Source organism: Pelagimonas phthalicica (genome assembly GCF_004364805.1).
Classification (GTDB): Bacteria; Pseudomonadota; Alphaproteobacteria; order Rhodobacterales; family Rhodobacteraceae; genus Pelagimonas; species Pelagimonas phthalicica.
In genome coordinates this window covers 196,766-222,989 of record NZ_SOAP01000002.1, presented here as the reverse complement: position 1 = coordinate 222,989, position 26,224 = coordinate 196,766, and the positions used below count along the sequence as shown (strand labels likewise).

Sequence of the window (26,224 nt, the reverse complement as noted above, 5' to 3'; positions counted from 1 at the left end):
GGACAGAAGATGAAATGGCGTGATCTGGCAGAACATCAAATTCAAAAAGCCAAGGCCCAAGGGGCGCTGGACGATCTCAGAGGCGCTGGCAAACCTCTGCCCAAGCGCGATGGCGGCGATATTGTCTCTGCCGGGATGGGCATCATGGCCGAAGCTGGCGTGCTGCCGCGCGAGATTGAGCTGAAAAAAGCCGTGGACGCCCAACGAGAGACCCTCGCCGCCTGCACCGACCCGGCCGAGCAAAAAGCCGCCATGCGCAAACTCGCCGACCTGGAAATGAAACTCGCCATCGAACAAGAGGCTCGGAGGAAGTTTTATCGGACGTCTTGAGAAACAGCCGCTTTGTGTGACATGGGTGCGCTCAGCTATACCCTTGTTTGATCGCAGACTTCAGGTGATCAGACAGGTCCTGTAGATCCTGTTTCAATATCGCTTCGCGCAACACCTCAACAGCGCTGTCCATTACATTCCTATAAACCTCAAAAAGCTGCCTCTGATCCTGCTCCTGCCTTGCCGCATCCAGCACGGAAAGGACGTCTGAAAAGAGACCTCGCCGCCAAAACGGATTGTTGATCAAAAGACGCTCGAACATGATCCGACGAAACGCTGGCGTCTGCTGGTCCGAGTTTTCGCCCAAGGCCAAAGGCACGCCCTGCGCGTGACAAATCATTTCGACGCCATCGTCAAGAAACACATTGGACATGGTGCAGAATTCGACAAAGCTCATCATAGGGTTTGAGCTGTGACGATACTTTTCAAAGGCCGTGCCTTGATCCAACAGGGTCAATTTTCGTGGGCCTCCGCCATGCAGGTGTGCCAGCGGGAAAGTCAGCTCCCACCAACTGCCATCGGTTTTGTCACGCAATAACACGTCCCAACCGTCTGATCTGCGCGAGATCTCGTCGAGTTGGTCACGCAGTCGCCGCGTGATCTCCTTCTCATTCTCATCCGGAACAGCCGTGCCATTTTTGATCAGCCATTTGCCTGTAATTTCCATCACGCCCTCTATGCATCAAACACTTTGTCAGCATCGTTCCCAACCAGACTGTCCCGGGCAAGGAGGTTGACTTCAAATCAGTTGGTCATTGGACACTGATTTGACCTCGTTTGAAGATGTTTCGCGACACCGTTATCTGGAGCCCATATTTTGGTGTTCGGACCCCTACCAAAAGCGAAGATGTGAATCCAAGCAGCCGCCAATATGGTTGGACATTATTGAAACCAACCGCGATCATTTAGATTTCGTTTTTGCCAGAGGTTATGGGGACAGCTATCTTTATCTCGTTAGAACCTGCGCCAGGATGGCTTCGATGTTGACGTCGTCCAGCTCGACAGCTTCTAAGATTTCCGAGGCTTTTTCGTAATCTTGTCTCTCGATAGCTTTGTCAAACACCGCCATAAATCCACTCACGACAAGGCGTTCATTGACGGTCATGCCTGCGTATTTTTGCTTATCGCCTACCAATCTCAAAACCTCTCTTACCGGTGCGCTCCATCCTAACCCCTACATATCAAACACTTTGTCAGCATCAATCCAGACCAGATTGTCCCGCGCAACCTTGCTGATCTCAGCCAAGTCAGCCTCGCTCACAACCCCCTGTGTCCCGAGGAAGCGAAAGATCAACTGACCGTCCTGTTCCCGGCTGACATGCAGGATATCGGTCCCCTCGCAGGACACTTCGAGGATCGAAGACTGGCCTTCGGCAGGGGCAAGGATGTTGAACTCAAATCGATTGGTCGTCAAACTTCGTTTTCTCCTATTCGACAGCAGTTCATTCACTCCTCCTTATCGGATGTCTAAAGACCTTCGGTCGATGTCTTTTGAGCGCGGCCAAAAGAGGCTCGCCAAAGATACATACCGTTTGTTCCCACGGGTGTCCCAGCCACCCAAAGGAAAAGGACTGCGACAGAAAGAGGTGATAATCCCCGTCTGGCAGGGCGGGGATCAGCCAGTCTTCACCACTCGAATGCGGGTCGAACTGATAGCACGGGTGGTTCCAATCCAAAGCGTAGATCAATTTCCCTTTGGGTGTCGCCTCCTTGAACAAGGCCTTGGCCCGTGCCTCCAGGTCCGCTTCCAAGCGATCAAATTCATCACCCCAAATGGTACTGAACGAATAGGTTACGGAGGGTTCGGGCTCTTTGAAGCCGGGAAAATTCTCTTTGTAAATACTTGGGTTGAACCCCAGGACTTTATAAACCCTCTCCCAGATCCTGTCCTCCTCAAAACGGCTTAACTCTTGCCAGTTTTTCTTTGTCACTCCAACATCCTATGTAACCAATCCTGCCGAATTTGACCTGCACTCACTAAAGCCGAAAGCCGTCACGCGATGCAGTATCGACGGTTGTCGCCCATAGGCCAAACAAAAAAGCCCGACCAGATGGCCGGGCTTTTCGATCTTATATCAGCAATACTTAGTGACCCAGGATCTGGCTCAGGAATTGCTGGGTGCGGTCTGATTGGGGGTTGTTGAAGAACTCTTCGGGTTCGTTCTGCTCCACAATCTGGCCGTCAGCCATAAAGATCACCCGGTTCGCCACCTGACGGGCAAAGCCCATCTCGTGGGTCACACAGAGCATGGTCATGCCCTCTTCGGCCAGTTCGATCATGGTGTCGAGCACCTCTTTGATCATCTCCGGGTCCAAAGCCGAGGTCGGTTCGTCAAACAGCATGATGCGCGGACGCATGCAGAGCGAGCGGGCAATCGCCACACGCTGCTGCTGACCACCCGAAAGCTGACCGGGATATTTGTTGGCCTGATCGGGGATCTTGACCTTTTCCAGGTAATGCATCGCCGTTTCGATCGCCTCTTTCTTGGGGATCTTGCGCACCCAGATCGGGGCCAGCGTGCAGTTTTCCAGAATGGTCAGATGCGGGAACAGGTTGAAGTGCTGGAAACACATGCCAACCTCTGAGCGGATCTTGTCGATGTTTTTCAGATCCGAGGTCAGGCGCGTGCCATCCACCACGATGCTGCCTTGCTGGTGTTCCTCCAGCGCGTTGATGCAGCGGATCAGGGTGGATTTGCCCGAGCCTGACGGGCCACAGATCACGATCCGTTCGCCCTCATAGACGGTCAGATCGATATCGCGCAGCACGTGGAACTGACCGTACCACTTGTTCATGCCGTTGATTTCAATCGCCACCTGGTCCGAGACTGTCATCCCACCGCGAGGCGCGTTTTCTTGTACTTGTTCAGACATTTATAATTCTCCCTTACCGGTGTCCGCGGTGGAGTTTGTTTTCCATATAGACCGAGTAACGCGACATCCCGAAACAGAACACAAAGTAGATCAATGCGATCACGAGATAGCCGGTATAGGCCGTGGTTGGGGTTGCCCAGGTTGGGTCGGTCAGCGTGGCGTTCATCATGCCCAAGAGGTCAAAGATCGAGATGATCAGAACCAGCGTGGTGTCTTTGAACAGACCGATAAACGTGTTCACGATGCCCGGAATAACCGTGGTCAGCGCCTGCGGCATGATGATCAGTCGCATTTGCTGCCAATAAGACAGACCCAGCGACATGCCGCCCTCATACTGGCCCTTTGGCATGGCCTGCAAACCGCCCCGGATCACCTCGGCCATATAGGCAGCCGAGAAGAGCATCACACCGATCATGGCGCGCAGCAGTTTGTTAAAGTCCACCCCCGGTTCAAGGAAATAGGGCAACATGGCCGAGGCAAAGAACAGCACCGAAATCAGCGGGATGCCCCGCACCACTTCGATGAAGATCACCGAGGTGTATTTCAGGATCGGCGCGTTCGACTGACGCCCAAGCGCCAGCAGCATGCCCAGCGGAAGCGAGGCCACGATACCCGCGATGGCCACAACCAGCGTGATGGTCAGACCACCCCATTGATTTGTCTCCACCACTTCGGTGCCCAGGGCAATATCCAGCGCAGCAGTGATCAGCGGCAGGAAGGCAAACAAGCCAAACAGGGCCGCCGCCATCAGCAGGATTGGGGCAACCGCCGCAGCGACCTCACCCAAACGTCCATCCCGCGCCAAGAACCAGCCTGCGCCGACGACACCCGCCACGATCAGCGGGAACCAGACACCGGCAAAGACCTTGCCCAGATCGCCGTCATGCTCGATCGGCATACCGTTCAGCAGCACGAAGGACACGATTGGGAACGCTGTCAGCATCAGCGCCGCCACAAGACCGCGACGCGGCATCGGGAAGACCAGCCAGGCAATACCAACCGCCAGCAGGAACATGGCGACATTGACGCGCCAGACTTCCTCAGCCGGATAGAAGCCATACATGAACTGATACCATTTGGCCTGAACATAGGGCCAACAAGCACCCGCATTGACCACACAAGCCTCGCGCTTCACACCTTCGGGATCGCTAAAGGTCGCCGAGAACAGGGTAAAGTCGAGCAGACCGGCAATAATCCAATACAGGAACAAGGCCGAACCGACGGTCAGGATGGTCATCAGGATCGAATTGATCGTCTTTGACACAGACGAATAATCCGCCATGGAAGCAAAGATGTTTTTCCACAACCAGCCCCGGATCCCGACCTCGGATGCCGGTGGCGGCAGGGTCGGGGCTTCGGAGGTGCGGAGATAGGCGATGTTTTTCTCTGTCATCTTCTTTCTCCCTTACCGTTCAACCAGTTTGACGCGGTTGTTGAACCAGTTCATGAACAACGAGGTCAGCAGCGAGATCGTCAGATAGACGATGATCACCACGGCGACGATTTCAATCGCACGCCCGACCTGGTTCAGAATGGTGCCGGCAAAGACTGCAACCAGTTCCGGATAGCCAATCGCGGCCGCCAGAGACGAATTTTTGGTCAGGTTCAGATATTGCGAGGTCAGCGGAGGAATGATCACGCGGAAGGCCTGAGGCAGGATCACTTTGCGCATCGCCAGACCACCGGGAAGACCCAGCGCCTCGGATGCTTCGGATTGCCCTTTTGGCACCGCCTGAATACCTGCGCGTACGATCTCACCGATAAAGGCCGCCGTGTAGGTGGTCAGAGCCAGGAACAGCGCCATGAATTCCGGCGCGATATAAGACCCGACACCACGCTCAAAGCCACGGCGCAAAACCGGACCCTCAGAGACGAAGTTTGGCCATTCAATGGTCAGCGGGCGGCCGGTGATCAGGAAAACCAGAGTTGGCAGACCGATCAGGATGGCAACCGAGATCAGAAAGACCGGGCTTTGTTTGCCGGTTTGTTCCTGAACCTTCTTGGCATATTTCCCATAGGCAATTACCGCCCCGATCGCGATGATCACCGCCATCATGGTCAGGTAGAACCCATCATGTGTGATTGGGAACGGGCCATAGATACCCTTGGTGTTGAACTGCAGCAGACCCGGCACAAATGTCCCGGCATCCCGTGGTCCCGGTGCGATCAGGCGCAGAGCCGCGTTCCAGAAAAAGATCTGCAACAACAAGGGGATGTTGCGCATCACCTCAATGTAGATCGTCGCAAACCCTTTGACGACAAAGTTGGACGACAGGCGCATGATGCCCATCAGGAACCCAAGGATTGTCGCAAAGAAGATGCCGGCAATCGCCAGGATCAGCGTGTTGGCAACCGAGAGTTTCAGCACATCAAAGATGGTGCTTTCACCCGGTACATAGCCCACCAGCCATGTCCCGAAAGTTGTCAGAATTTGAATGTCAGATGGGCGGTCGAAAAAGCCAAAGCCAAATTCTTTGCCCTGATCCGCCAGGTTTTGGGCGGCGTTCTGCACGGCCAGATAGATCATGACCATGATCAGAATGGCCAGAACCCCCTGGAAAAACAGCGACCTTGCCTTACCGTCATAGACAAGGGCCGCCAGACCCGAACGTTCTTCGGGCGTGTGGTCGACTTCGTTGGTCGTAGTCATTTAGGTCTCCCCGCTGTCGAAAAAGGGGCAGAGCACACGTCTCCACCCCTTTCCCAAACTGTTATTATGACACAGTCGTCACGACCCTAATTAGCGGATCGGTGCAGCATATAGGAAGCCGCCATCGCTCCACAGCGAGTTCACGCCACGGTCCAGCTTCAGCGGGGTGTTCACACCAACGTTGCGCTCATAGCTTTCGCCGTAGTTGCCAACGGCCTTGATCGCTTTGGCTGCCCAGTCTTTTTCCAGACCCAGAGCCGCGCCATAATCGTTGTCGCCTGCGCCCAGGATACGCTGAACGGATGGGTTATCAGAGCCCATCATTTCGTCAACATTGGCAGCGGTGATGCCATACTCTTCGGCTTCGATCAGCGCGTTCAGAGTCCAGCGAACGATCTTCAGCCACTGCTCATCACCGGCGCGGGTGGATGGGCCAAGCGGCTCTTTGGAGATGGTTTCAGGCAGAACAACGTGTGCGTCAGGATCAGCCAGCTTCAGGCGCTCAGCCGCCAGACCGGAACGGTCGGTGGTGAAGACGTCACAACGGCCCGCGCCATAAGCGGCAACAACCTCGTTGGAGTTTTCCAGAGCAACCAGTTCAAAGGACATGCCGTTCGCTTTGAAATAGTCGGTGATGTTCAGCTCGGTTGTGGTCCCGGTGTTGGTACAGATGGTCGCGCCATCCAGTTCCTTGGCCGAAGACACGCCCAGACCCGCAGGAACCATCATGCCCTGACCGTCATAGTAGTTCACACCGGCGAACGAGATGCCCAGATCGGTGTCACGTGTAATGGTCCAGGTGGTGTTGCGCGACAGGATGTCGATCTCACCGGAGGACAGCGCGGTGAAGCGGTCTTTCGCGGAAAGAGACACATATTCAACGGCTTCGGCATCGCCCAGAACAGCCGCAGCAACCGCGCGGCACATGTCAACGTCCAGACCGGTCCAAGCGCCGGAGTCATCGGGGTTCGAGAAGCCGGGCAGACCCTGGCTCACGCCGCATTTCAGCTTGCCGGCCGCTTTGACATCGTCAAGTGTCCCTGCGGCAGCAGCGCCAGCAGCGAGTGTCGCGGCAGCTGCAATCGTCAGCATAGTGGATTTCATCAGATACTCTCCAGTTGGTAGAATTTTGTGCCCGCCTGGTTGACCAGGTTCAGGCAGAGTTTGCGCGGGTTTCCCGCTGTTTTTCCATGTTGCGCAACAGCGAACCTGAATGACGCATTTGACTGCGTTCCCAGGCTTGGCCATCCCCAATTTTTCGCTGTTACTTTCAACATGGATTCGGACGGTAGCCACTTGATCCGGCGCTGTAAATCCGGCTTGACGACAGAATGTCGTCTAAATGCACACCCCTGCGACCAAGCCGCCGCACCCCCACCAATTAAACCTCTGTTAAGGTTACACTTTCTCAAGTCAATGATTTATTTTTAGGCAGTTTGAAAACTTTTCTTTTCTTTTTCCGGCCCGATTATTTGATTAAATTTTCGGCATTTTCTAACCATTCAGTAAAATTTTACCCCGTATTTTAAGGGAATCGCGGCTCTCTTCACCTTTCAGAAGGCCGCCAAGCGGGCGGTTTTTCAGCGCAAAGAGAATCCCGGTCGCTGCGCAACTCGCACCATGTCGCTTTTGATCAAGACCACGGCGCGTTCTGCGTTGATCCTGATCTCATGAGCGAACCACATCTCAGCAGTCTGCGAACAGAAATCATAACGGGCGCACGCCGAGGGCGTGCGGCGCGGGGGCGGCCTGATCGGCGCTGACCCAGCGCTTTGATCACGTTTCTCGCCAAATCTCAGACCACCACCCGCAACAGAGACCCGATATGACCGACATCACCCGCAAACCCGCTGGCCGCGCTTCTGGCCGTTCCTCCAGCCGATCCGGGGGCCGCGCCGCCCGTGTCGCCGCCCGCGCCGCCGCCCTGGCCGAAGATCAGCGCCCCATTCAGCCGGGCATGACCGGCGGGCTTTACCGCCCCTTGAGCGACGCACAAATGCAGCGCATCCATGAAACCGCCCTGACCGCCCTGGCCGAAATCGGTCTGGCCGATGCGCCGCCATCGGGCATCGAGGCCATGGTGGCCGCAGGTGCCACATTGGGGGATGACGGGCGCCTGCGCTATTCCCGCGCCCTGGTCGAAGACACATTGGCCAAGGCCTGCAAAGAGGTCACCCTCTACAGCCGCGATGGCCAGCATGATCTCAACCTCTCTGGGCAGCGTGTGCATTACGGCACCGCCGGGGCCGCCGTGCATATGGTCGATCTCGATGGCAGGAACTATCGCGACTCCACCCTGCAAGACCTGCATGACGCCTCCAAGATCAGCAACACGCTGGACAATATCCACTTTGTCCAACGTCCCATGGTCGCTCGCGATATCACTGACAATCTCGAAATGGATCTCAACACGATCTATGCCTGCTGCTCGGGCACGACCAAGCATATCGGCACGTCTTTCTCGGACCCCAGCCATGTCGCACGAGGGCTGGAGATGCTCAATATGATCGCTGGCGGTGAGGATAAGTATCGCGCCCGTCCCTTTGTCTCGAATTCCAACTGTTTCGTCGTACCGCCGATGAAATTCGCCACCGAAAGCTGCGAAGCGATGGAGCATTGCATTCGCGGCGGTATGCCGGTGCTGTTGCTTTCGGCCTGCATGGCCGGGGCAACCGCGCCGTCGACCATTGCCGGGGCGATTGCCCAGACCGTGGCCGAATGTCTGGCGGGTCTTGTTTATGTGAACGCCGTGCAGCCCGGACATCCGGCGATCTTTGGCACTTGGCCTTTTGGCCTGGATCTGCGCACCGGGGCCATGTCGGTTGGCTCTGGTGAACAGGCTTTGCTGACGGCAGGCTCGGCGCAGATGCACCAGTTTTACGGTCTGCCCGGCGGCGCGGCGGCGGGTGCTTCGGACAGCAAACTGCCGGATATGCAGGCGGGCTGGGAACAGATGTGTTCCAATGTCATGGCCGGGCTCTCTGGGTTGAACATGGTCTATGAGGCGGCGGGCATGCATGCGTCCCTGCTTGGCTTTTGTCATGAAAGCCTGATCCTGGGCGATGACTTGATTGGCCAGGCACAGCGCTGCGTGCGCGGGATTGAGGTCGATGATGACACTCTGGCGCTGGACCAGATGCGCGAGGTGTGTCTGGGCGGGCCGGGTCATTACCTTGGCACAGACGCAACCCTGGGGCGGATGCAAAAGGACCATGTCTATCCCTCCCTAGGCGATCGCACCTCGCCCAAGGAATGGGAAGAGAAAGACAAACCCGATCTGCTCGCCAATGCGGTTGCGCGCAAAGTGGCCATTTTGGCCCAGCCTTCTGAAGCGAGATTTGCGCCTGATCTTGACGCCGCGCTTCGGGCGCAGTTCAAGATCCATTTATAAGATGTAGGGTGGGGTTTCACCCCACCTCCCCTTTGCGGACCCATTCCAATGCCCTATCTCATCCTCGCTTTGGCGATCCTGGCAGAAACCATCGGCACAACCGCCTTGCAAGCCAGCCAGCAATTTACCAGGCCCCTGCCCGCGCTGATCACTGTGATTGGCTATGGCGCGGCCTTCTATCTGCTCTCCATTGCGCTCAAGACCTTTCCGGTTGGCATCGCCTACGCGCTTTGGTCCGGCCTCGGGATCGTGTTTATTGCCGCGATTGGCTTTGCGGTTTTCGGTCAGAAACTCGACCTTGCGGCGATCTTTGGCATGGGGCTGATCCTGGCCGGGATCGTGGTGATCAACCTGTTTTCCAGCACAGCCACGCATTAAGCCCGAAATGAAGTAGCACCAGGCCTTAATCAGCGCCTTTTCTCTGCCGAATTCAGCACAATCTCGCAAAGCCTCTGGCCTTTTCCCCAAAGGCCCGTTAGGGCCTGCGCAACTTTCGACTTTCTTGCGAACAAGGCGGCCCTCTTATGGACATGCGCAACATTGCGATCATCGCGCACGTTGACCACGGCAAAACCACCCTGGTTGACGAACTGCTCAAACAATCCGGCGCATTCCGTGCCAACCAGGCCGTTGCCGAACGCGCCATGGACAGCAACGATCTGGAACGCGAACGCGGCATCACCATCTTTGCCAAGCCAACATCCGTGGAATGGAAAGACACCCGCATCAACATCGTCGACACCCCCGGCCACGCCGATTTCGGTGGCGAGGTTGAGCGTATCCTGTCCATGGTCGACGGCGTTGTCCTGCTGGTCGACGCGGCTGAGGGCCCGATGCCCCAGACCAAATTCGTGACCTCCAAGGCGCTGGCCCTGGGGCTGCGCCCCATCGTTGTGGTCAACAAGGTCGACAAGCCCGATGGCGAACCGGATCGCGCGCTAGATGAGGTGTTTGACCTGTTCTCGTCGCTGGACGCAGACGAAGACCAGCTCGACTTCCCGCATATGTATGCCTCTGGTCGCTCTGGCTGGGCCGATCACGAGCTTGACGGCCCCCGCAAAGACCTGTCAGCGCTGTTCGACCTGATCGTCAACCACGTCCCTGCCCCGCGTCAGTTGGCGCGTCAGGATGATGATTTTCGTATGCTGGCCACCACTCTGGGTGCCGACGCCTTTGTCGGCCGTACCCTGACCGGCCGCGTTGAATCCGGCAAGATCAAGGTCGGTGCCTCGGTTCAGGCGATCAGCCGCATCGGTCAAAAAATCGAAAACTTCCGCGTCACCAAGATCCAGGCCTTCCGCGGCTTGCAAAACCAGGACATTGACGAAGCGGTTGCGGGCGACATCGTTACCCTAGCCGGCATGTCCAAGGCCACCGTGGCCGACACCATCTGCGCCCTGGCCGTGGATGAACCTCTGGACGCCCAGCCGATCGACCCACCCACCATCACCGTGACCTTTGGCATCAATGACAGCCCGCTGGCCGGTCGTGATGGCAAAAAGGTCCAGTCCCGCGTGATCCGTGATCGTCTCTATAAAGAGGCGGAAAGCAACGTCGCCATCAAAATCGCTGACACGCCGGGCGGCGAAGCGTTCGAGGTCTCGGGCCGTGGCGAACTCCAGATGGGTGTTCTGATCGAAAACATGCGCCGCGAAGGCTTTGAGCTGTCGATCTCGCGCCCGCAGGTGATCATGAAAGAAGAAAACGGCGTGCGCATGGAACCGGTCGAAGAGGCCACCATCGACGTGGATGACGAATATTCCGGCGCAGTGATCGAAAAGCTGACCGGCGCCCGCAAGGGGGAATTGGTCGAGATGCGCCAGAACGGTGGCAAGACCCGCATTGTCGCCCATGTGCCGTCGCGCGGGCTGATCGGCTATCACGGCGAATTCCTCACCGACACGCGCGGCACCGGCGTGCTGAACCGCGTCTTCCACGGCTGGGTCGAGCACAAAGGCCCGATCCCGGGCCGTCGTGCCGGCGTGCTGATCTCGATGGAAAACGGCGAGGCGGTGGCCTATGCGCTGTGGAACCTCGAAGATCGCGGCAAGATGATGATTGGCGCGCAGGCCCCAGTCTATCAGGGCATGATCATTGGCGAGCATTCGCGCGACAACGACCTCGAAGTGAACCCGCTGAAAGGCAAAAAGCTCACCAACGTCCGCGCCTCTGGCTCGGACGAGGCCGTGCGCCTGACCACCCCGATCAAGCTGAGCTTGGAGGAGGCAATCGCCTATATCAACGATGACGAGCTGGTCGAAGTGACGCCAAACGCCGTCCGCCTGCGCAAACGCTACCTTGACCCGCATGAGCGCAAGCGTATGTCGAAACAAAACTGATCACAGATTTCTTAAAACAGTACAAGACCCCGCCCTTTCGGCGGGGTTTTTCATTGGTCCAGCCGCGGAATCCCGCCCAAAAGAAAAGAGGCACCGGGTGGCAGTCCCGATGCCTCTTTCTTAGGGCCTGTGACCCTTACCTTATCGCACCCTTATTTGCAGGGCGCCTTGCGGGCAACATAGTGGCCTGCCTTGTCGAGATGTTTCTTTTCTTTGTAAACAGCCGGGTAATGGATCTTGACCATCTGGCCGTTGCGATATTCCCACTCGGTATGGGCCGCCATAATCAGCTTTTTCGAGTAAGTATAAGTCGCTGGAACCCAGATCTTATCATAGCAAGCGACGACCTTTCCTTCCCACGCAAATGCGGGGGCCGCCAGGGTAGACGCTGCAAGAATTGCGCCTGCAAGAACCTTTTTCATAGTCTTTCTCCCAAGAAAAAATTAAAGGTATTTTAAGTTTAGCCATGATGGCGCTGAACGCGCGACAGGAATTCCTTACTTGCGCAGGCAAATCCTCAATTTCTTCATGAGTTTGTCGGGCAAACGTGGCAAAACTACCTAATTTGCTGTGACGCGGCAGAGTTATCCACAAGACCAAGTGCGGCAAAATTTTCTCATTCGGAAACATTTCCTGACAACGAAAAAACTGTCTCAATTTTTGAAACAGATTTTTGCGGCAATTCGAATCACTGGCTCGGGTTCAAGAGCGGACAGGATCGCCCTCGCCCTGAAAAACAGGACGCATCGGAAAAATGTCCCAAAGGAGGGGCGCAGAACCGGCAATAATTGGCCAATGCCAAAGATCGCCTTGCCGGTTCAGATCGTCAAAATTTCGACCAATAGAGCCGTGGTCATTCGGTGGTTTCAACCACCAAAAGCTCGCGTTCCGAGGCGTCGCGCGCATGGCTCAGCGCCTCTTGATAGGCATCGGAATTGTAGCACTCCACCGCCGCTTCAACGCTTGGGAATTTTGCCACCACATTGCGGGGGCGTTCCTTGCCCTCAAGCTGAACATAGCGCCCGCCCCGCGCCACAAAAGATCCGCCATGCGCGGCGATGGCCGGGCCTGCCAGTTCGGCATATTTGCCATAGGCCTCGGCATCAGTGACGGTTACATGGGCAATCCAAAGAGCGGGCATAGTCAAACCTTTCCAAAATGCTAGCGCGTGCTCGGCGCATCAAAGCAGAGTGCAGCAGAAAGGCAAGGGCAAAGAAAAAGGGCCCGCCGCAGCGCGCCCTCATCCCCAATGTATAGCCGTTTAGCCTGCGATGACAGCCTCAGCCGCCTTGATCGCCGCCTCGGCATTGTCGACGCCTTTGGCCCCGCCTTGCGCCATGTCCGGGCGGCCACCGCCCCCCTTGCCGCCAAGCTCGACCACAGCGGCCTTGACCAGGTCAACGGCGCTCAAGCTGCCCTTGAGATCCTCGGTCACGCCCGCTGCCACAGCCGCCTTGCCACCGGCATCAGCGATCAGCAGCACGGCACCGGACCCGATGCGCGATTTGTGCTCGTCGATCAGGGCTGGCAGATCTTTGCCGCTGACACCGGCCAGAACCTGCGCAACAAAGCTGACCCCATTGACATCGCGCGTATCCGCGCCGCCGCCCTGCCCGGCCCCGCCGGCCATGGCCAGCTCGCGGCGCAGTTGCGCAACCTCATTGGCCAGCGCCTTACGTTCCTCCATCAGCGCCTTGACCCGCGCCGGAACCTCGGCCACCGGGGCCTTGAGCTCACCGGCAACGCTGCTCAGCGCGGCGGATTGCTCGGCCAGATAGGTCATCGCGGCCTCACCGGTCAGAGCCTCGATCCGGCGCACACCGGCGCTCGACGCGCTGTCGCCCAGGGTCACAAAGGCCCCGATATCGCCGGTCTGGCGCACATGGGTGCCGCCGCAAAGTTCCAGCGAATAGGTCGCCCCGTCGCTGCCCTTGCCCGACCCAACCTGCTGGCCCATGGAGACAACACGCACCTCGTCGCCATATTTCTCACCAAACAGCGCCTGCGCACCAATGGCGCGGGCATCATCCGGGGTCATGATCCGGGTGGAAACCTCGGTGTTCTGGCGGATATAGGCGTTTACCTCGGCCTCGACCTGCGCCAGTTCCTCGGCCGTCATGGCCTTAGCGTGGCTAAAGTCAAAGCGCAGACGATCAGGCGCGTTAAGCGAGCCGCGCTGTGCCACATGTTCGCCAAGCGCGTTGCGCAGGGCCTCGTGCAGCAGGTGCGTGGCCGAGTGATTGGCGCGGATGGTGCCGCGGCGGGCGTGATCGACCTCAAGCTCAACCGCGTCGCCCTTGGTCACGCTGCCCTTGGCCATGGTGACCTGATGGGCAAAGATCTTGCCATCGGCGTATTTCTTGGTGTCGGTGACCGTGGCCGCGTCATCGCGGTTCTCGATCCGGCGGATCACACCGGTATCGCCGACCTGACCACCGCTTTCTGCGTAAAACGGCGTTTGGTTGGTGACGATCCAGCCCTCAGCGCCCTCGGCGAGGCTGTCGACCAGCTTGCCATCCGAGACCAGCGCCACAACCTGTCCTTCGGCCTTTTCACTGTCATAGCCGAGGAAGTCAGTGGCCTCGCCCGCATCCAGCACGTCGAACCAAACCGCATTATCCGCCGCATCACCCGAGCCGGACCAGGCGGCGCGCGCCTTGGCCTTTTGCTCTTCCATCGCCGCGTCGAACCCGTCGGTATCCACCTCGCGGCCCTTTTCGCGCAAAGCGTCCTGGGTCAGGTCGAGCGGGAAACCATAGGTGTCATACAGCTTGAACGCTGCCTCACCGGACAAGGGCGCGCCCTCATCCAGCCCCGAAACCTCGTCATCCAGCAGTTTCAAGCCACGGTCCAAGGTCTTTTTGAACCGGGTCTCTTCGAGCAGTAGCGTCTCTTCGATCATCGGCTGGGCGCGGCTGAGTTCAGGATAGGCCTGCCCCATCTGCGCCACCAAAGCGGGAACAAGCGAATGCATAACCGGGTCTTTGGCCCCCAGCAGATGCGCGTGACGCATGGCGCGGCGCATGATGCGGCGCAGCACGTAACCCCGGCCATCATTGGACGGCATCACCCCATCGGCAATCAGGAACGAGGTCGAGCGCAGATGATCGGCGATCACCCGGTGATGCACGTTCTTGTCACCATATGGGTCCACGCTGGTCGCATGGGCGCTGGCCTCGATCAGGGATTTGAACAGGTCGGTGTCATAATTGTCATGGCTGCCCTGCAGCAGCGCGCCGATCCGTTCCAGCCCCATGCCGGTATCGATGGACTGCATGTCCAGCGCCTTCATCGAGCCGTCTTCGAACTGCTCGTTCTGCATGAAAACCACGTTCCAGATCTCGATGAACCGGTCGCCATCTTCCTCGGGCGAGCCGGGAGGGCCACCCCAGATGTGATCGCCATGATCATAGAAAATCTCGGTACAAGGACCACAGGGCCCGGTCGGCCCCATCTGCCAGAAATTGTCGGATGTGGCGATGCGGATGATGCGCTCTTCTGCGACCCCCAGTTTCTTCCAGATCTCAAAGGCTTCGTCATCGGTGTGGTAGACGGTGGTGTACAGCTTATCCTTGGGGATGCCGTATTCTTTGGTGATCAGCTCCCAGGCAAAGGGGATCGCCTCTTCCTTGAAGTAATCCCCAAAGGAGAAGTTCCCCAGCATCTCGAAAAACGTGTGGTGACGCGCCGTGTAACCGACATTGTCGAGGTCGTTATGCTTGCCACCCGCGCGCACACATTTCTGCGCCGTGGTGGCGCGGTTATAGTCGCGGGTTTCCAGACCGGTGAACAGGTTCTTGAACTGCACCATGCCGGAATTGACGAACATCAGCGTCGGATCGTTGTTCGGCACCAGAGGGCTGGAATCCACAATCGCGTGGCCCTGCTTCTCAAAGTAGTTCAAAAAGGTCGACCGGATGTCGTTCAGCGTCGCCATGTCTGGGCCTCATCTCGCGGAAATTTTCGAAGATGTACCCCCAGCCCGGGCCACTGTCCACAGGACAAGATCACCCAAGCTGTTTTTCAAAGAAATGCTCGGCATAGGGGTTGTCATTATAGCGCTCGATCTCGACCCAGCCGTCAGTGCGGTAGAGATGCAGTGCCGCCGTCAGCTTCCCATTGGTATCAAGCTGCAAGGTTGTCAGGCCCAGCCTTTGCGCATGGGTCTCGATCGCATTCATCAGCTGTTTCGCCAACCCCAACCCGCGCGCCGCCGGTGCCACCCACATGCGTTTGACCTCGCCCAGCCCTTCGGCCTGCCGCTTTACGGCAACGCAGCCAATGGGCAACCCGTCAGACAGCGCCAGGAGAAAGGTGCCATTGGGCGCGCGCAGGCTGCCCGCTTCGGGGTCGCCGGACACTTGCGGGTCAAAGAAAACGCCAAAAATCTCACTGATTTCATCGTAATAGGCCTGGACACAATGCTCAACACGCGGGTCCTCGGGATCAGCCTCGATGATTTCAATTCGGTCACGCCCCAGCACCGTGGCGATCAGATCCGCTGCTGCCAGCAAAGCCTCGCTTTGCTTGTAACGCCCCAGCACCGCCTCAGCCGATTGATCCGACAGCGCCTCGTATTGGGCAAAGGCCGCCTGCCCGGCCTCGGTCAGTTTGGCAATCCGGCGGCGTGCATCCTTGGGCGCTGGCGCGGTCTCCACCATCCCCTCAGCCTCAAGCCCCCGCAAGAGCCGCGACATCAAGCCGGAATCGAGCCCGAGATAGACGCGCAACTCGCCCACATCCTCTTTGCCATGGCCAATGGCATTCAGCACTCGGGCCGAACCAAGCGGGCGTCCTAACCCCAGAAAAGACGTGTCCAAAGCCCCGGTCTGTGTGGTGACAGCGCGGGCCAAACGGCGGAAGCGGGAAATATCATCGATCATATAGCTGACTTAAGTCAGACATCTTAGCGGCGCAAGAAAAAAGCGCCCCTTTTGCAAAGGGCGCTTCTTGCAACAACACGTGTTACCCCGTGTCACTCTTCAACCAGATCCGGATCATCCTCTGGCATGTCAAATTCCAACCCATGCGCGGCGCGGATCTTATCCTCGATCTCAAAGGCGATGCGGTTGTTTTCCTTGAGGAAATTCTTGGCGTTCTCCCGGCCCTGACCGATGCGCTCATCACCATAGCTATACCAGGCCCCGGACTTCTCAACCACGCCAGCCTTGACTCCAAGGTCCAGCAGCTCCCCGGTTTTCGAGATGCCTTCGCCATACATGATGTCGAATTCAACCTGCTTGAAGGGTGGCGCGACCTTGTTCTTGACCACTTTGACGCGGGTCTGGTTGCCCACCACTTCGTCACGATCCTTGATCGCGCCGATGCGACGGATATCCATGCGCACCGAGCTATAGAATTTCAACGCGTTACCACCGGTGGTGGTTTCAGGCGAGCCGAACATCACGCCAATCTTCATCCGAATCTGGTTGATGAAAATCACCATGCAGTTTGACCGGCTGATCGACCCGGTGAGCTTGCGCATGGCCTGGCTCATCAGACGGGCCTGCACGCCAACATTGCTGTCGCCCATATCACCCTCAAGCTCGGATTTCGGCGTCAGCGCGGCAACCGAGTCGACCACGACCATGTTCACCGCCCCCGAGCGCACCAGCGTATCGGTGATCTCAAGCGCCTGTTCCCCGGTATCTGGCTGGGAAATCAGCAGCTCATCCAGGTCAACGCCCAGCTTCTTGGCATATTGCGGGTCCAGCGCGTGTTCCGCATCCACAAAGGCGCAAACCCCGCCCTTTTTCTGTTCCTCGGCCACACAATGCAGCGTCAGCGTGGTTTTCCCCGAGCTTTCCGGCCCGTAAATTTCGATGATCCGGCCCTTGGGCAAACCGCCGATGCCCAGAGCAATATCCAGCCCCAAAGAGCCAGTCGAGGTCGCTTCGATCTCTTGGATGGCGTTGCCATCACCCAGTTTCATGATCGAGCCCTTGCCAAACTGGCGTTCAATCTGGCTCAACGCGCTATCCAGCGCCTTTTGCTTATCCGCGTTCTTCTTGTTCATAGTCAGGAGATCTGCCGTTGCCATCAGTTCCATCCCTTATTCCACAGGCCGCCTAGCGCGGCAATTGGCTGTTTTGTTCTCGTGATGTTCTCACTCTTAATGGGACCAAAAAGAGAACATTTCAAGTAAAATCTTTCCTTTCTTACGCTCGCGCAGGATGGTTAAAGGAAGGTTAGGAAATTGGGGAAAATTGACGATGTTGGTGTTCTGGAAGCAAAAACTGGTGATGTTGGCCGTGCCAAAGACGGGAACATCGGCCTATGAAGAGGCGCTGACACCGGTGGCTTCCATGATTGTGAACGACCCGCCCGAACTGAAACACGCGCCGGTCTATCGCTATAATCGATTCTTTCGCCCGATGTTTGACAAGGTTGGTGCCGAAGATATGGAGCTGCTCGCGGTGATCCGCGAACCGATCAGCTGGCTCGGCTCCTGGTATCGTTACCGCCAGCGCCCCTTCCTGGATGGTCGCCCAACCTCGACCAAGGACATCAGCTTTGACGATTTTTGCGACGCCTATGCGCGCGGTGATCGCCCGCCCTTTGCCAATGTTGGCAGCCAGGCCAAATTCATCGAACCGCGCCCCAATGGCGTCTCGGTGACCCATCTCTATAAATATGAAAACCAGGCCGGGCTGATCACCTTTCTCGAAGACCGCCTGAACATTGCTCTGGACCTGCCACGCACCAATGTCTCGCCTCAGCGCGACCTCACGCTTTCCCCCGACATCGAAGCCAAACTGCGCCGCAAATGCGCCGATGATTTCGAGGTCTGGGAGCGCGCAACCTGACCCTAATCCACCAAGGTTTCTCTGGGCCAAAAATATCCCGGGGAGTCTCGGCTCAGCCGAGACGGGGCAGCGCCCCTCCCCCCGCCAGTCAGTTAAACTGCTGATGCACCGTCTCGGTCAGTTCCGACAAAGAGAACGGCTTGGGCAGGAACACCGAATTGGGCACTTCCTGACTGCCCTCGCCAAAGGCATCCTCGGCATAGCCCGACACAAAGACCACCCGCGTGTCCGGCCGATCCACCAGCGCCTTGCGCACCCAGGTCGGCCCATCCATGCCCGGCATCACCACATCGGTGACAAACACATCCACGGCGAGATCGTCATCTTCCAGAAGGTCCAGCGCATCCTCGGCGGTTTCCGCCTCGATCACCGTGTAGCCGCGCAGACGCAAGGCGCGGGCCGCAAAGGCGCGCACCGGTGCCTCATCCTCAACCAAAAGAACCACGCCCGAGCCCTTTTGAGGCAATTTCTTGCTCTCTTCCTTCTGGACCTTCGGCGCGGCCTCTTCGCTGACCTCATGGGCCGGGAAGAGCAGCGTGAAACAGGTGCCTTTGCCGACAACGCTATCGACAAAGATGTAGCCGCCGGTCTGTTTCACGATCCCATAAACGGTCGACAGGCCCAGCCCGGTGCCCTCACCGGTGCGCTTGGTGGTAAAGAACGGCTCAAAGACTTTTTGCAGCTTGTCCTGCGGAATGCCCGAGCCCTCGTCATTAACGCGGACAGAGACATATGTCCCCGGAGGCACCACCGCGCGGTCGCGTTTCAGCGGTTCGCGCAGCACGCGGCGCTCGGTCTCAATGGCGATTTCGCCGCCGTCTGCCATGGCATCGCGGGCATTCACCACCAGGTTCATCATCACCTGTTCCAACTGACGGCGGTCGCCGCGGACGGGCGGCAGAACCGGATCGTGATGCAGGTTCAACTGCACCTTCTCGCCCACCAATCGGTTCAACAAATGCGCCAGGTCAGACAGGGTATCGCGCAGATCCAGCACCTCGGGTTGCATGGTTTGTTTGCGCGAAAACGCCAGGAGCTGCCCAACCAAGGCCGCCGCGCGATTGGCGTTCTGATTGATCTGAACCAGGTCACCATAGTCCGGGTCGCCCTGATCATGGCGCAGCAAAAGCAAGTCGCAATGCCCGGAAATCGCCGTCAGCAAGTTGTTGAAATCATGGGCCACACCGCCCGCCAGCTGGCCAATCGCCTGCATCTTTTGGCTTTGGACAAACTGCGCCTCAAGCGTTTTCAGCTCGGTCGCGTCGTTCAACACCGCCACCAGAACCGGTTCGCCATCTTCGACCACGCGGTTCAGCGTGACCTGCACAAATACCTCGCGATCCGCGCGGGTCAGGCGCAGGAATTCAGAGCGGTGCAAGCCCTTGCCCGCCGCCGCCTCTTGCAACCAATCGGTCAGCGCGCGGCCCAGACCCTCCATATATTCCGACAGGTTGCCCGGCTCACCCGTGCCAAGGTCAAGCATGCGCCGCGCCTCGGGATTGGCGCGCAACACTTTGCCATCGGGAAGGACCTTGACCAGCGGCACTGGCAGGCTGTCAAAGCTGCCCGTTGCCACCTTTTGCTGATCCTCCTCAATCAATGACAAGGTCAGCTCCATGCGCCCGGCACCGGTCTCGGCGCTTTGGACCAGCACACGCTTGACCTCTTCCTGAGCGGCCAATTGGTGCACGCCGCCCGGACGCAGCGGCAGATCCTCAAGCACGTCTTCCAACCTTTTGGCGCGTTGGCCCACCAGATCCCGTGCGGTCTGGTTCATGAACAACACCGCCCCGGTGCGCCCCAAAGTCAGCACCGCCTTTTCCGCCGTATTGCCCTTGGAGGCGCTGATGGCATCCGCCTCAAGCCGCCACAGCACCAATTGCGGTGGCACGCTGCGGGCGTGAATGCGGAACCCCTCGGAATGGCTGGTGATCTCTTCTGTGGCCGAGCCATTGGCCATCAGCTTGTGCATCAGGCGATAGACTATCCCCTCGGAACTGGCAAAGACATCGCGCAACACATCAGCAAGGCTGTGCCCCGCCGGGGTCTCAAACCGTTCGCGCGCGGCGTAATTGGCATGCAACAGCTGCCCATCGAGGTCGCAGACAAAACACAGTGCCGGTTCCTCTTCGACCAATTCGATCAGCATCGCGGTTTTTCGGCGCAGGCGCAGGCGTTTGGTCGCCTCATAGGCGATCCAACCGATCGACATGGCCCCCAAGGCACCCGCCGCCGCCAAGAGCCCGGATTTCACCAAAGGAGACAATGACATAAGCTGAACAGACAAGATGCAGAGCGCGGCCAAAACAGCCAATAACACGCTGCCACCGACCGGTGTCACTTTTCCAAAACGTGGACCGTCATTTTGTTCAGCCAAAGACAAAGGAACCCCCTATCGGTCTCGAATCCTAAGAAAGTGTATCACACCCCGCACGTTAATGACTGGTTAACCACACAGAAAACAACCGTAAGTAGATTCACCTTTGTGGTCAAGGCGACCAAAGGTGCCGTAACGTTACCCTTTGCGCAGGCAAGCGACAAAGAACCCGTCCCCGCCATCCTCGGGCAGGAACTGACGGTGAGACAGGCATTCCCAACCGCCATTCTGTGCCAAAAACCTTTCCACTTGCTCAAGATTTTCTTCGACCAGGACGGAACAGGTGGCATAGGCCAGAATGCCGCCCGATGTGACGAGGCCCTGACAGGTCTGCAGGATGCTGGCCTGAACCTTGGTCAAGTCCTGCAAATCCTCTGGCTGCAAACGCCATTTACCCTCCGGCGAGCGCCGCCAGGCCCCTGCCCCGGAACAGGGCACATCACAAAGCACCACATCAAATTCCCCTTTGGGCGCGGTGAGGCGGTCAACATTGGCCCCGGCCCGCTCGGCGCGCGCTGGCAAGTCTGACATGCGGCGCGGATCGGCATCATGGGCAAAGACCCTTTCGCCGCCCAATCGAGCCGCCAAAGCCAGGGTTTTGCCACCGCCACCGGCGCAATAATCCAACACCCGTTGTCCCGGCTGCACGGGAACCTCATCTACAACCGCCTGCGAGGCGGCGTCTTGCAATTCGACCAACCCGGTGAGGTAAGGCTCGGATCGCGCCACTTTGCGCGCGCCTTCGGTGACAAGCAGCGCCGTTGGCGACAAAACATGTGGCTGGGTCTCGATCCCCGCCTCTGCCAGCACCTCTTGAGCGCCGGCCAGATCAGTTTTTAAGGTGTTCACCCGCAGAAACACCGCCGCCCGACTGCGCAAAGCTTGCGCCGTGGCCTCGGCCTGATCACCCAACCCGGCCTGAAACCGCGCGCCCAGCCAATCCGGCAGATCCCAAGCGGCAAATCCTTGTGGTTCGCCCCCGGCTTGAGCTTCTTCATCGCTCAAAACCGCAGGCCCATGGCCCTGCCCCGAAAACAGCGCCGCCTCATCCAGGCCGTGATGGCGCAGCACACCCAACATGCGCGCGCGCCCGGTTTCACCACCGCCCAAAGCCGCCGCACTGCGCCACAGCCGCAGGCAATCAAACACGTGATCGCGCACCGCCGCCCGGTCCTTGGACCCGGCAAAGCGCGAGGCCCGCGCCCAATTGGTCAGCGCCTTTTCAGCGGCATTTCCGTCGCGGATTTTGTCAATGATGTCGATGGCAGCTTGCAGGCGGGCGGCGGGGGTCATGGCAGGTCTCCGGGACAGAATGGCCCGCTTATATCGCGTATTATTCGCAAGGTGAATCGGTTTTGGCCACCGTGACCAGCGGTCAGATGGCGAAAACGCGGAAAATCAGGGTTTCATCGTTTGAAAATGGCGGCCGCCAAAGCGGATCATCCTGCGGGTGCCAATCCGCCCCTATGCAGTGTGAACTGCCAGCCTTTGGAACGCGTTCCGCATCAGCTGCGGGAGAGATCCAGTTTCAGTGGTTAACCGCAAAGCAAGATGCCCTGTCCAACTTAAGCAAAACTTAGGCCACCGAGCGCCACCCCTATGGGCAGGCCCCAATAGGTCACGAGCGACGGATCGGGGTCAGCTCGGACTGTTTCAAAACCGCGCCATCGCGCCGGATGGTCGTTTTGCGCACGGTATCGGGCCCTTGATGCGCGACTTCGATTTCAACCTCATGCAGCTCATCGCCGCGGCCGCCAAAGCAATCCATCATTGCCTGCAAAATCCCGACATCCTCGATCCGGTTCAGCCGGGGGCGTGGATTGTTGCGCGGGCTGGGCACCGTGGCGGGGAAGAGATAGATGCAGGGTGGTGGCAGTTTATATTGCCCAACCTCGCAACGCCGCGTCTCATCCTTCAGTTTTGGACAGGGCCGCGCCGAGGTGCCACAGATCCAATCCCAGACCACCAGCCCGTCAATGCGCTGATTGCGATCAATCATTTCAGCACTCAGCCGCGTATGGATCCCCGACCAGACATTATGCCGTGGATCAGCACCGGGATTAGAGCAAACCGACCAGATCACAAATTCATCCGCATGCGGTGGGCGTTCAAAGATGTTGGTATTGTTGCCGTCCAGACAGCCTTTGAGCTCTATGATCGCAGTGCGATCATTGTTCAGGGTCACCGCGTAATCATGGCGATTGGCCTCTCCGGCGCTGCTCCAATCCTTGATAAACCCGCCAAAGCGCATCTGATCCAGCATCTGCGCCACAAACCCGCGCTTTTCCTTCATCGAAGCAGAAAACTGCCCGCGCACCCGTTCAATCGCGCCGCGAAACAGCCCCGATTGATAGAAGTCCTCTTCGTCCAGCCCATGCTCGCCCAGCTTATGGGCCTCTCGTTTCAGTACTTCGGCAAATTCGACGATCTTGAGCCGCAGCTCTTCATTCTTCTGGCAAGGGATCTCGCTCATGCCCTCGCCCCCTGCTTTGCCGGGACCAGCTTTTCGAACAGGTGCTGGGACAGGTGGCGCACCACCGGCACCGCCACCCCGTCACCGGTCAAATGATAGGCCTCATTATAGCGCTCTGGCAGTTTGTAACTGTCCGGCAAGCCCATCAGCCGCGCGGTCTCGCGCGTGGAAATCAGGCGGGATCGGATCTCGTCGCGCTCCACCACCATGATCAATTGCCGCGACGACCCGCCCGCAGGCGTGCGCAAACAGCCGGCAATCTCGTCAAAACGCACCTCGGCGCGCTGTACCTTGATGCCATGTTCAACCCGCGTGCGTTTATAAAGCGTCCCCACCATGCGCACGCCGCTGGCCTTGGCGGTTTCGACCTTGGCCAGATTGACCTCGGACATCATTGAAAGCAGTGCGCGCGTGTCCTGCTTGCTGTGCCATTTCGTGGATTTGGGAAAATCCTCAACCAGATCGGCAAAGCGCAGGATGCGTTCGGGGGGCAGCGGCATCTGCCACCAGAGCCAGTGTTTCTGCAAACTCTTGGGCAGGCCCTCAAACGCAGTGCGCAGCGCCTTATTGTGCCAGGGGTCCTGCGGGCTCTGGCCACTCACCCCATCGGGCAGCGCAAGATCGGCGCGCAAAGCCACGATGATCAGACGCGGGCGCGATTGCGGCACAAACAGCGCCGCATCCATCACCACCGCGCCATAGAGATAGCCCAAATCGCGCAACGCCCGACAAATCGCGGCAAAATCCTTGCCCTTATGCGAGGTGAGCGTGCCCAAGACATTCTCAAGCGCGATCACCGCCGGAGCGCGCCCGTCATCCCGCAAGGTCTGTATATGATGCACAAACGGCCAAAACGTGCCAGATCGCGCCGCCTTGAGCCCGCCGCCCATCCCCGCCAAAGACAGATCCTGACAGGGAAAGCTGCCCCAGACCAGATCGGGGGCCCCCGGCATATCTTCGGGCGCGAGGTTGCGGATGTCATCACAGATCAGGTGATCGTCGCCCCAATTTTGCGCATAGCTGGCCGCCTTTTTGGCGTCAAAGTCATTGGCCAAGAGACAGTCCCAACCGGTCCCAAGGCCCGCCCGGGCCATGCCGCCCCCAGCAAAGAATTCATAGAATCTGCGCACTGCTTCGCCCCGTCTTTGCGAATTGTTAAACCACGCCCATCAGAACGGAGCAAGAACAACCCAACAAAAAACCGCCGCCCATGCTTTGGGGCAGCGGTCAAACCTTTCGGCAGGTCTTCTTTGGGCGAAAAATATCCCGGGGGTTTGGGGGCTGGCCCCCAATCCGGTATCAGATCATTTAGCCAACCCGGTAATTCGGAGCTTCGCGGGTGATGGTCACATCATGCACATGGCTTTCCTTCAAGCCCGCACCGGTGATTTTGACAAAGTTACAGTTTTTGCGCATCTCAGGCACGGTGGCACAGCCGGTATAACCCATCGCCGCGCGCAAACCGCCGACCAGCTGGTGGATCACCGTGCCAGCGGGGCCTTTATAGGGCACCTGGCCCTCGATCCCTTCGGGCACCAGCTTGTCGCTGGCCGCGTCTTTCTGGAAATAGCGATCTGCAGATCCGCGCGCCATCGCGCCGAGCGAGCCCATGCCGCGATAGGCTTTGAACGAGCGGCCTTGATACAGGATCACTTCACCGGGGCTTTCATCGGTGCCCGCAATCATCGAGCCAACCATGGCGCAGGACGCCCCCGCGGCGATCGCCTTGGCAAAGTCGCCCGAGAATTTGATGCCGCCATCGGCAATCACCGGCACGTCACCGGCCGCCGTGGCGCAATCCATGATCGCGGTGAGCTGCGGCACGCCAACACCGGCCACCATGCGCGTGGTGCAGATCGAGCCCGGCCCGATGCCGACCTTGATCGCATCCGCACCGGCATCGATCAGCGCTTTGGTGGCGTCACCGGTAGCGACGTTCCCGGCGATGACCTGCACCTGGTTGGATTGGTTTTTGATGCGCTTCACCGCCTCGATCACCCCTTCGGAGTGACCATGAGCAGTATCAACCACAACAATATCCACGCCCGCATCAATCAGCATTTCCGAACGCGCAAAACCGCTGTCTCCCACGCTGGAGGCCGCTGCGACGCGCAGACGTCCAAGGTCATCTTTGCACGCAGTCGGGTTCAGCACCGCCATTTCAGTGTCTTTCAGGGTCAGCAAACCGGTCAGTTTGCCATTGCCATCATGCACCAGCAGTTTCTCGATCCGGCGCGCCTTCATCAGGCTTTTGGCCTCTTCCAGATCTGCCGGTTCCGCCAGCATGGCGAGATTGTCGCTGGTCATCATGACATGGACCGGCGTTTCATCATTCTGGGCAAAGCGCATGTCGCGATTGGTCAGAATGCCCTGAACGATGCCATTCGCATCGACCACCGGGAAACCGGTGAAATTATAGCGTTCAACCAAGGTCTTGGCGTCGGACAGGGTTTGGTTCACGGTCAGGGTCACCGGGTTATAGACGATGCCGGATTCAAAACGTTTCACCCGGCGCACTTCGCGCGATTGTTCTTCGGCATTCAGGTTCTTGTGGATCACCCCGATACCCCCGGCCTGGGCCATGGTGATCGCCATGCGCGATTCCGTCACCGTATCCATGGCTGAGCTTAGCAGCGGAATATTCATGGAAATGGATTTGGTCACCTGCGTGCGCGTGTCAGCGGTGTTTGGCAACACGGAAGACGCATTGGGAACGAGCAGAACATCGTCGAAGGTCAGGGCCTCGCGAATCTCCATGAGGGGCACTCCTGTGGCAGATACGGTTGGCACGTCCCTATTGCATGGCATCGACGTGGTGGAAAGAGGGAAAGCGGGCCTTGGCCCAGAAAGATGCTGCGCCTGCGGCGAGCGGGGAGCCGATTTTCCAGGAAATTCGGCAATTGGGGGCCAGCCCCCAAACCCCCGGGATATTTATGGCCCAAAGAAACCACAGCGTGGTTTTGTGTGGCGGGGCTTTGCCTGTC

At 58.3% G+C, this 26,224-nt stretch carries 23 protein-coding genes; 5 read left to right on the top strand and 18 right to left on the bottom strand.

Annotation, left to right across the window (positions count from 1 at the left end; translation table 11 throughout):
• Positions 1-9: 9 nt before the first annotated feature.
• A complete protein-coding gene (locus CLV87_RS11140; RefSeq protein WP_099245307.1) occupies positions 10-330 on the top strand; it encodes a DnaJ family domain-containing protein in 321 nt (106 codons plus the stop codon).
• A 31-nt stretch (positions 331-361) separates the two neighbouring features.
• On the opposite strand, the gene CLV87_RS11135 is transcribed toward CLV87_RS11140, so the two are convergent.
• The 8 genes from CLV87_RS11135 to CLV87_RS11105 form a co-directional block, all read right to left on the bottom strand.
• A complete protein-coding gene (locus CLV87_RS11135) occupies positions 362-997 on the bottom strand; it encodes an Imm27 family immunity protein (RefSeq protein WP_099245305.1) in 636 nt (211 codons plus the stop codon).
• Positions 998-1,276: 279 nt separating this feature from the next.
• Positions 1,277-1,435, bottom strand: coding sequence for a hypothetical protein (locus CLV87_RS23865; protein WP_166652737.1), 159 nt, complete (start codon positions 1,433-1,435; stop codon positions 1,277-1,279).
• Positions 1,436-1,504: 69 nt separating this feature from the next.
• The gene (locus tag CLV87_RS11130) at positions 1,505-1,744 is read right to left on the bottom strand and encodes a hypothetical protein (RefSeq protein ID WP_099245303.1); all 240 of its coding nucleotides are present in this window, start codon (positions 1,742-1,744) and stop codon (positions 1,505-1,507) included.
• A gap of 28 nt (positions 1,745-1,772) precedes the next feature.
• Positions 1,773-2,261, bottom strand: a complete 489-nt coding sequence (locus tag CLV87_RS11125; protein WP_099245301.1) for a DUF2716 domain-containing protein — start codon at positions 2,259-2,261, stop codon at positions 1,773-1,775.
• A 154-nt stretch (positions 2,262-2,415) separates the two neighbouring features.
• Entirely contained in the window at positions 2,416-3,165 is a 750-nt protein-coding gene (locus tag CLV87_RS11120) for an amino acid ABC transporter ATP-binding protein (RefSeq protein ID WP_099245299.1), read from the bottom strand.
• Positions 3,166-3,217: 52 nt separating this feature from the next.
• Entirely contained in the window at positions 3,218-4,597 is a 1,380-nt protein-coding gene (locus CLV87_RS11115) for an amino acid ABC transporter permease (RefSeq protein WP_099245298.1), read from the bottom strand.
• A gap of 12 nt (positions 4,598-4,609) precedes the next feature.
• Entirely contained in the window at positions 4,610-5,854 is a 1,245-nt protein-coding gene (locus tag CLV87_RS11110) for an amino acid ABC transporter permease (protein WP_099245296.1), read from the bottom strand.
• Positions 5,855-5,944: 90 nt separating this feature from the next.
• Positions 5,945-6,961, bottom strand: coding sequence for an amino acid ABC transporter substrate-binding protein (locus CLV87_RS11105; protein WP_370739646.1), 1,017 nt, complete (start codon positions 6,959-6,961; stop codon positions 5,945-5,947).
• A 718-nt stretch (positions 6,962-7,679) separates the two neighbouring features.
• Here CLV87_RS11105 and CLV87_RS11100 point away from each other — a divergent pair.
• From CLV87_RS11100 to typA, 3 genes are all read left to right on the top strand, one after another.
• Entirely contained in the window at positions 7,680-9,245 is a 1,566-nt protein-coding gene (locus CLV87_RS11100) for a trimethylamine methyltransferase family protein (RefSeq protein WP_099245292.1), read from the top strand.
• A gap of 48 nt (positions 9,246-9,293) precedes the next feature.
• Positions 9,294-9,623, top strand: coding sequence for a DMT family transporter (locus CLV87_RS11095; protein ID WP_099245290.1), 330 nt, complete (start codon positions 9,294-9,296; stop codon positions 9,621-9,623).
• A 146-nt stretch (positions 9,624-9,769) separates the two neighbouring features.
• Positions 9,770-11,584 carry a translational GTPase TypA gene (gene typA, locus CLV87_RS11090; protein ID WP_099245288.1) on the top strand — a complete coding sequence of 605 codons (1,815 nt, stop codon included), beginning with the start codon at positions 9,770-9,772 and terminating at the stop codon, positions 11,582-11,584.
• Positions 11,585-11,736: 152 nt separating this feature from the next.
• On the opposite strand, the gene CLV87_RS11085 is transcribed toward typA, so the two are convergent.
• The 5 genes from CLV87_RS11085 to recA form a co-directional block, all read right to left on the bottom strand.
• A complete protein-coding gene (locus CLV87_RS11085; RefSeq protein ID WP_099245286.1) occupies positions 11,737-12,006 on the bottom strand; it encodes a hypothetical protein in 270 nt (89 codons plus the stop codon).
• A 431-nt stretch (positions 12,007-12,437) separates the two neighbouring features.
• Complete coding sequence (locus tag CLV87_RS11080) at positions 12,438-12,725, bottom strand: DUF1330 domain-containing protein (RefSeq protein ID WP_099245284.1); 288 nt, start codon at positions 12,723-12,725, stop codon at positions 12,438-12,440.
• A 120-nt stretch (positions 12,726-12,845) separates the two neighbouring features.
• Positions 12,846-15,521: an alanine--tRNA ligase gene (gene alaS / locus CLV87_RS11075; protein WP_099245282.1), complete on the bottom strand. Its 2,676-nt coding sequence runs from the start codon at positions 15,519-15,521 to the stop codon at positions 12,846-12,848.
• 70 nt (positions 15,522-15,591) lie between these two features.
• On the bottom strand, positions 15,592-16,467 hold the full coding sequence (locus tag CLV87_RS11070; RefSeq protein WP_099245280.1) for a bifunctional helix-turn-helix transcriptional regulator/GNAT family N-acetyltransferase: 876 nt from the start codon (positions 16,465-16,467) through the stop codon (positions 15,592-15,594).
• A 92-nt stretch (positions 16,468-16,559) separates the two neighbouring features.
• Positions 16,560-17,624: a recombinase RecA gene (gene recA, locus CLV87_RS11065; RefSeq protein WP_099247690.1), complete on the bottom strand. Its 1,065-nt coding sequence runs from the start codon at positions 17,622-17,624 to the stop codon at positions 16,560-16,562.
• A gap of 172 nt (positions 17,625-17,796) precedes the next feature.
• On the opposite strand from recA, the gene CLV87_RS11060 reads away from it, so the two are divergent.
• Positions 17,797-18,390 (top strand): gamma-glutamyl kinase, encoded by a 594-nt coding sequence (locus CLV87_RS11060; RefSeq protein ID WP_099245278.1) that lies wholly within the window; start codon positions 17,797-17,799, stop codon positions 18,388-18,390.
• Positions 18,391-18,478: 88 nt separating this feature from the next.
• On the opposite strand, the gene CLV87_RS11055 is transcribed toward CLV87_RS11060, so the two are convergent.
• The 5 genes from CLV87_RS11055 to guaB all read right to left on the bottom strand — a co-directional run bounded on the left by CLV87_RS11055 (position 18,479) and on the right by guaB (position 25,997).
• Positions 18,479-20,662: an ATP-binding response regulator gene (locus tag CLV87_RS11055; RefSeq protein WP_099247688.1), complete on the bottom strand. Its 2,184-nt coding sequence runs from the start codon at positions 20,660-20,662 to the stop codon at positions 18,479-18,481.
• 243 nt (positions 20,663-20,905) lie between these two features.
• On the bottom strand, positions 20,906-22,060 hold the full coding sequence (locus CLV87_RS11050) for an RsmB/NOP family class I SAM-dependent RNA methyltransferase (RefSeq protein ID WP_099245276.1): 1,155 nt from the start codon (positions 22,058-22,060) through the stop codon (positions 20,906-20,908).
• A 325-nt stretch (positions 22,061-22,385) separates the two neighbouring features.
• Complete coding sequence (locus tag CLV87_RS11045; RefSeq protein WP_099245274.1) at positions 22,386-23,240, bottom strand: hypothetical protein; 855 nt, start codon at positions 23,238-23,240, stop codon at positions 22,386-22,388.
• A complete protein-coding gene (locus CLV87_RS11040; protein WP_099245272.1) occupies positions 23,237-24,370 on the bottom strand; it encodes a DNA cytosine methyltransferase in 1,134 nt (377 codons plus the stop codon). The genes CLV87_RS11045 and CLV87_RS11040 overlap by 4 nt, the downstream gene beginning before the upstream one ends.
• Positions 24,371-24,548: 178 nt before the next feature.
• Positions 24,549-25,997 (bottom strand): IMP dehydrogenase, encoded by a 1,449-nt coding sequence (guaB, locus tag CLV87_RS11035; RefSeq protein WP_099245270.1) that lies wholly within the window; start codon positions 25,995-25,997, stop codon positions 24,549-24,551.
• Positions 25,998-26,224 lie beyond the last annotated feature (227 nt).

Excerpts from the sequence above, each read along its gene's own strand:
- alaS (WP_099245282.1), bottom strand. The coding sequence starts at position 15,521 with ATGGCGACGCTGAACGACATCCGGTCGACCTTTTTGAACTACTTTGAG.
- CLV87_RS11045 (WP_099245274.1), bottom strand. The coding sequence starts at position 23,240 with ATGAGCGAGATCCCTTGCCAGAAGAATGAAGAGCTGCGGCTCAAGATC.
- CLV87_RS11070 (WP_099245280.1), bottom strand. The coding sequence starts at position 16,467 with ATGATCGATGATATTTCCCGCTTCCGCCGTTTGGCCCGCGCTGTCACC.
- CLV87_RS11100 (WP_099245292.1), top strand. The coding sequence starts at position 7,680 with ATGACCGACATCACCCGCAAACCCGCTGGCCGCGCTTCTGGCCGTTCC.
- CLV87_RS11095 (WP_099245290.1), top strand. The coding sequence starts at position 9,294 with ATGCCCTATCTCATCCTCGCTTTGGCGATCCTGGCAGAAACCATCGGC.
- CLV87_RS11140 (WP_099245307.1), top strand. The coding sequence starts at position 10 with ATGAAATGGCGTGATCTGGCAGAACATCAAATTCAAAAAGCCAAGGCC.
- CLV87_RS11135 (WP_099245305.1), bottom strand. The coding sequence starts at position 997 with ATGGAAATTACAGGCAAATGGCTGATCAAAAATGGCACGGCTGTTCCG.
- CLV87_RS11060 (WP_099245278.1), top strand. The coding sequence starts at position 17,797 with ATGTTGGTGTTCTGGAAGCAAAAACTGGTGATGTTGGCCGTGCCAAAG.
- CLV87_RS11110 (WP_099245296.1), bottom strand. The coding sequence starts at position 5,854 with ATGACTACGACCAACGAAGTCGACCACACGCCCGAAGAACGTTCGGGT.
- CLV87_RS11115 (WP_099245298.1), bottom strand. The coding sequence starts at position 4,597 with ATGACAGAGAAAAACATCGCCTATCTCCGCACCTCCGAAGCCCCGACC.
- typA (WP_099245288.1), top strand. The coding sequence starts at position 9,770 with ATGGACATGCGCAACATTGCGATCATCGCGCACGTTGACCACGGCAAA.
- CLV87_RS11120 (WP_099245299.1), bottom strand. The coding sequence starts at position 3,165 with ATGACAGTCTCGGACCAGGTGGCGATTGAAATCAACGGCATGAACAAG.
- CLV87_RS11085 (WP_099245286.1), bottom strand. The coding sequence starts at position 12,006 with ATGAAAAAGGTTCTTGCAGGCGCAATTCTTGCAGCGTCTACCCTGGCG.
- recA (WP_099247690.1), bottom strand. The coding sequence starts at position 17,624 with ATGGCAACGGCAGATCTCCTGACTATGAACAAGAAGAACGCGGATAAG.
- guaB (WP_099245270.1), bottom strand. The coding sequence starts at position 25,997 with ATGGAGATTCGCGAGGCCCTGACCTTCGACGATGTTCTGCTCGTTCCC.
- CLV87_RS11080 (WP_099245284.1), bottom strand. The coding sequence starts at position 12,725 with ATGCCCGCTCTTTGGATTGCCCATGTAACCGTCACTGATGCCGAGGCC.
- CLV87_RS23865 (WP_166652737.1), bottom strand. The coding sequence starts at position 1,435 with ATGACCGTCAATGAACGCCTTGTCGTGAGTGGATTTATGGCGGTGTTT.
- CLV87_RS11050 (WP_099245276.1), bottom strand. The coding sequence starts at position 22,060 with ATGACCCCCGCCGCCCGCCTGCAAGCTGCCATCGACATCATTGACAAA.
- CLV87_RS11055 (WP_099247688.1), bottom strand. The coding sequence starts at position 20,662 with ATGTCATTGTCTCCTTTGGTGAAATCCGGGCTCTTGGCGGCGGCGGGT.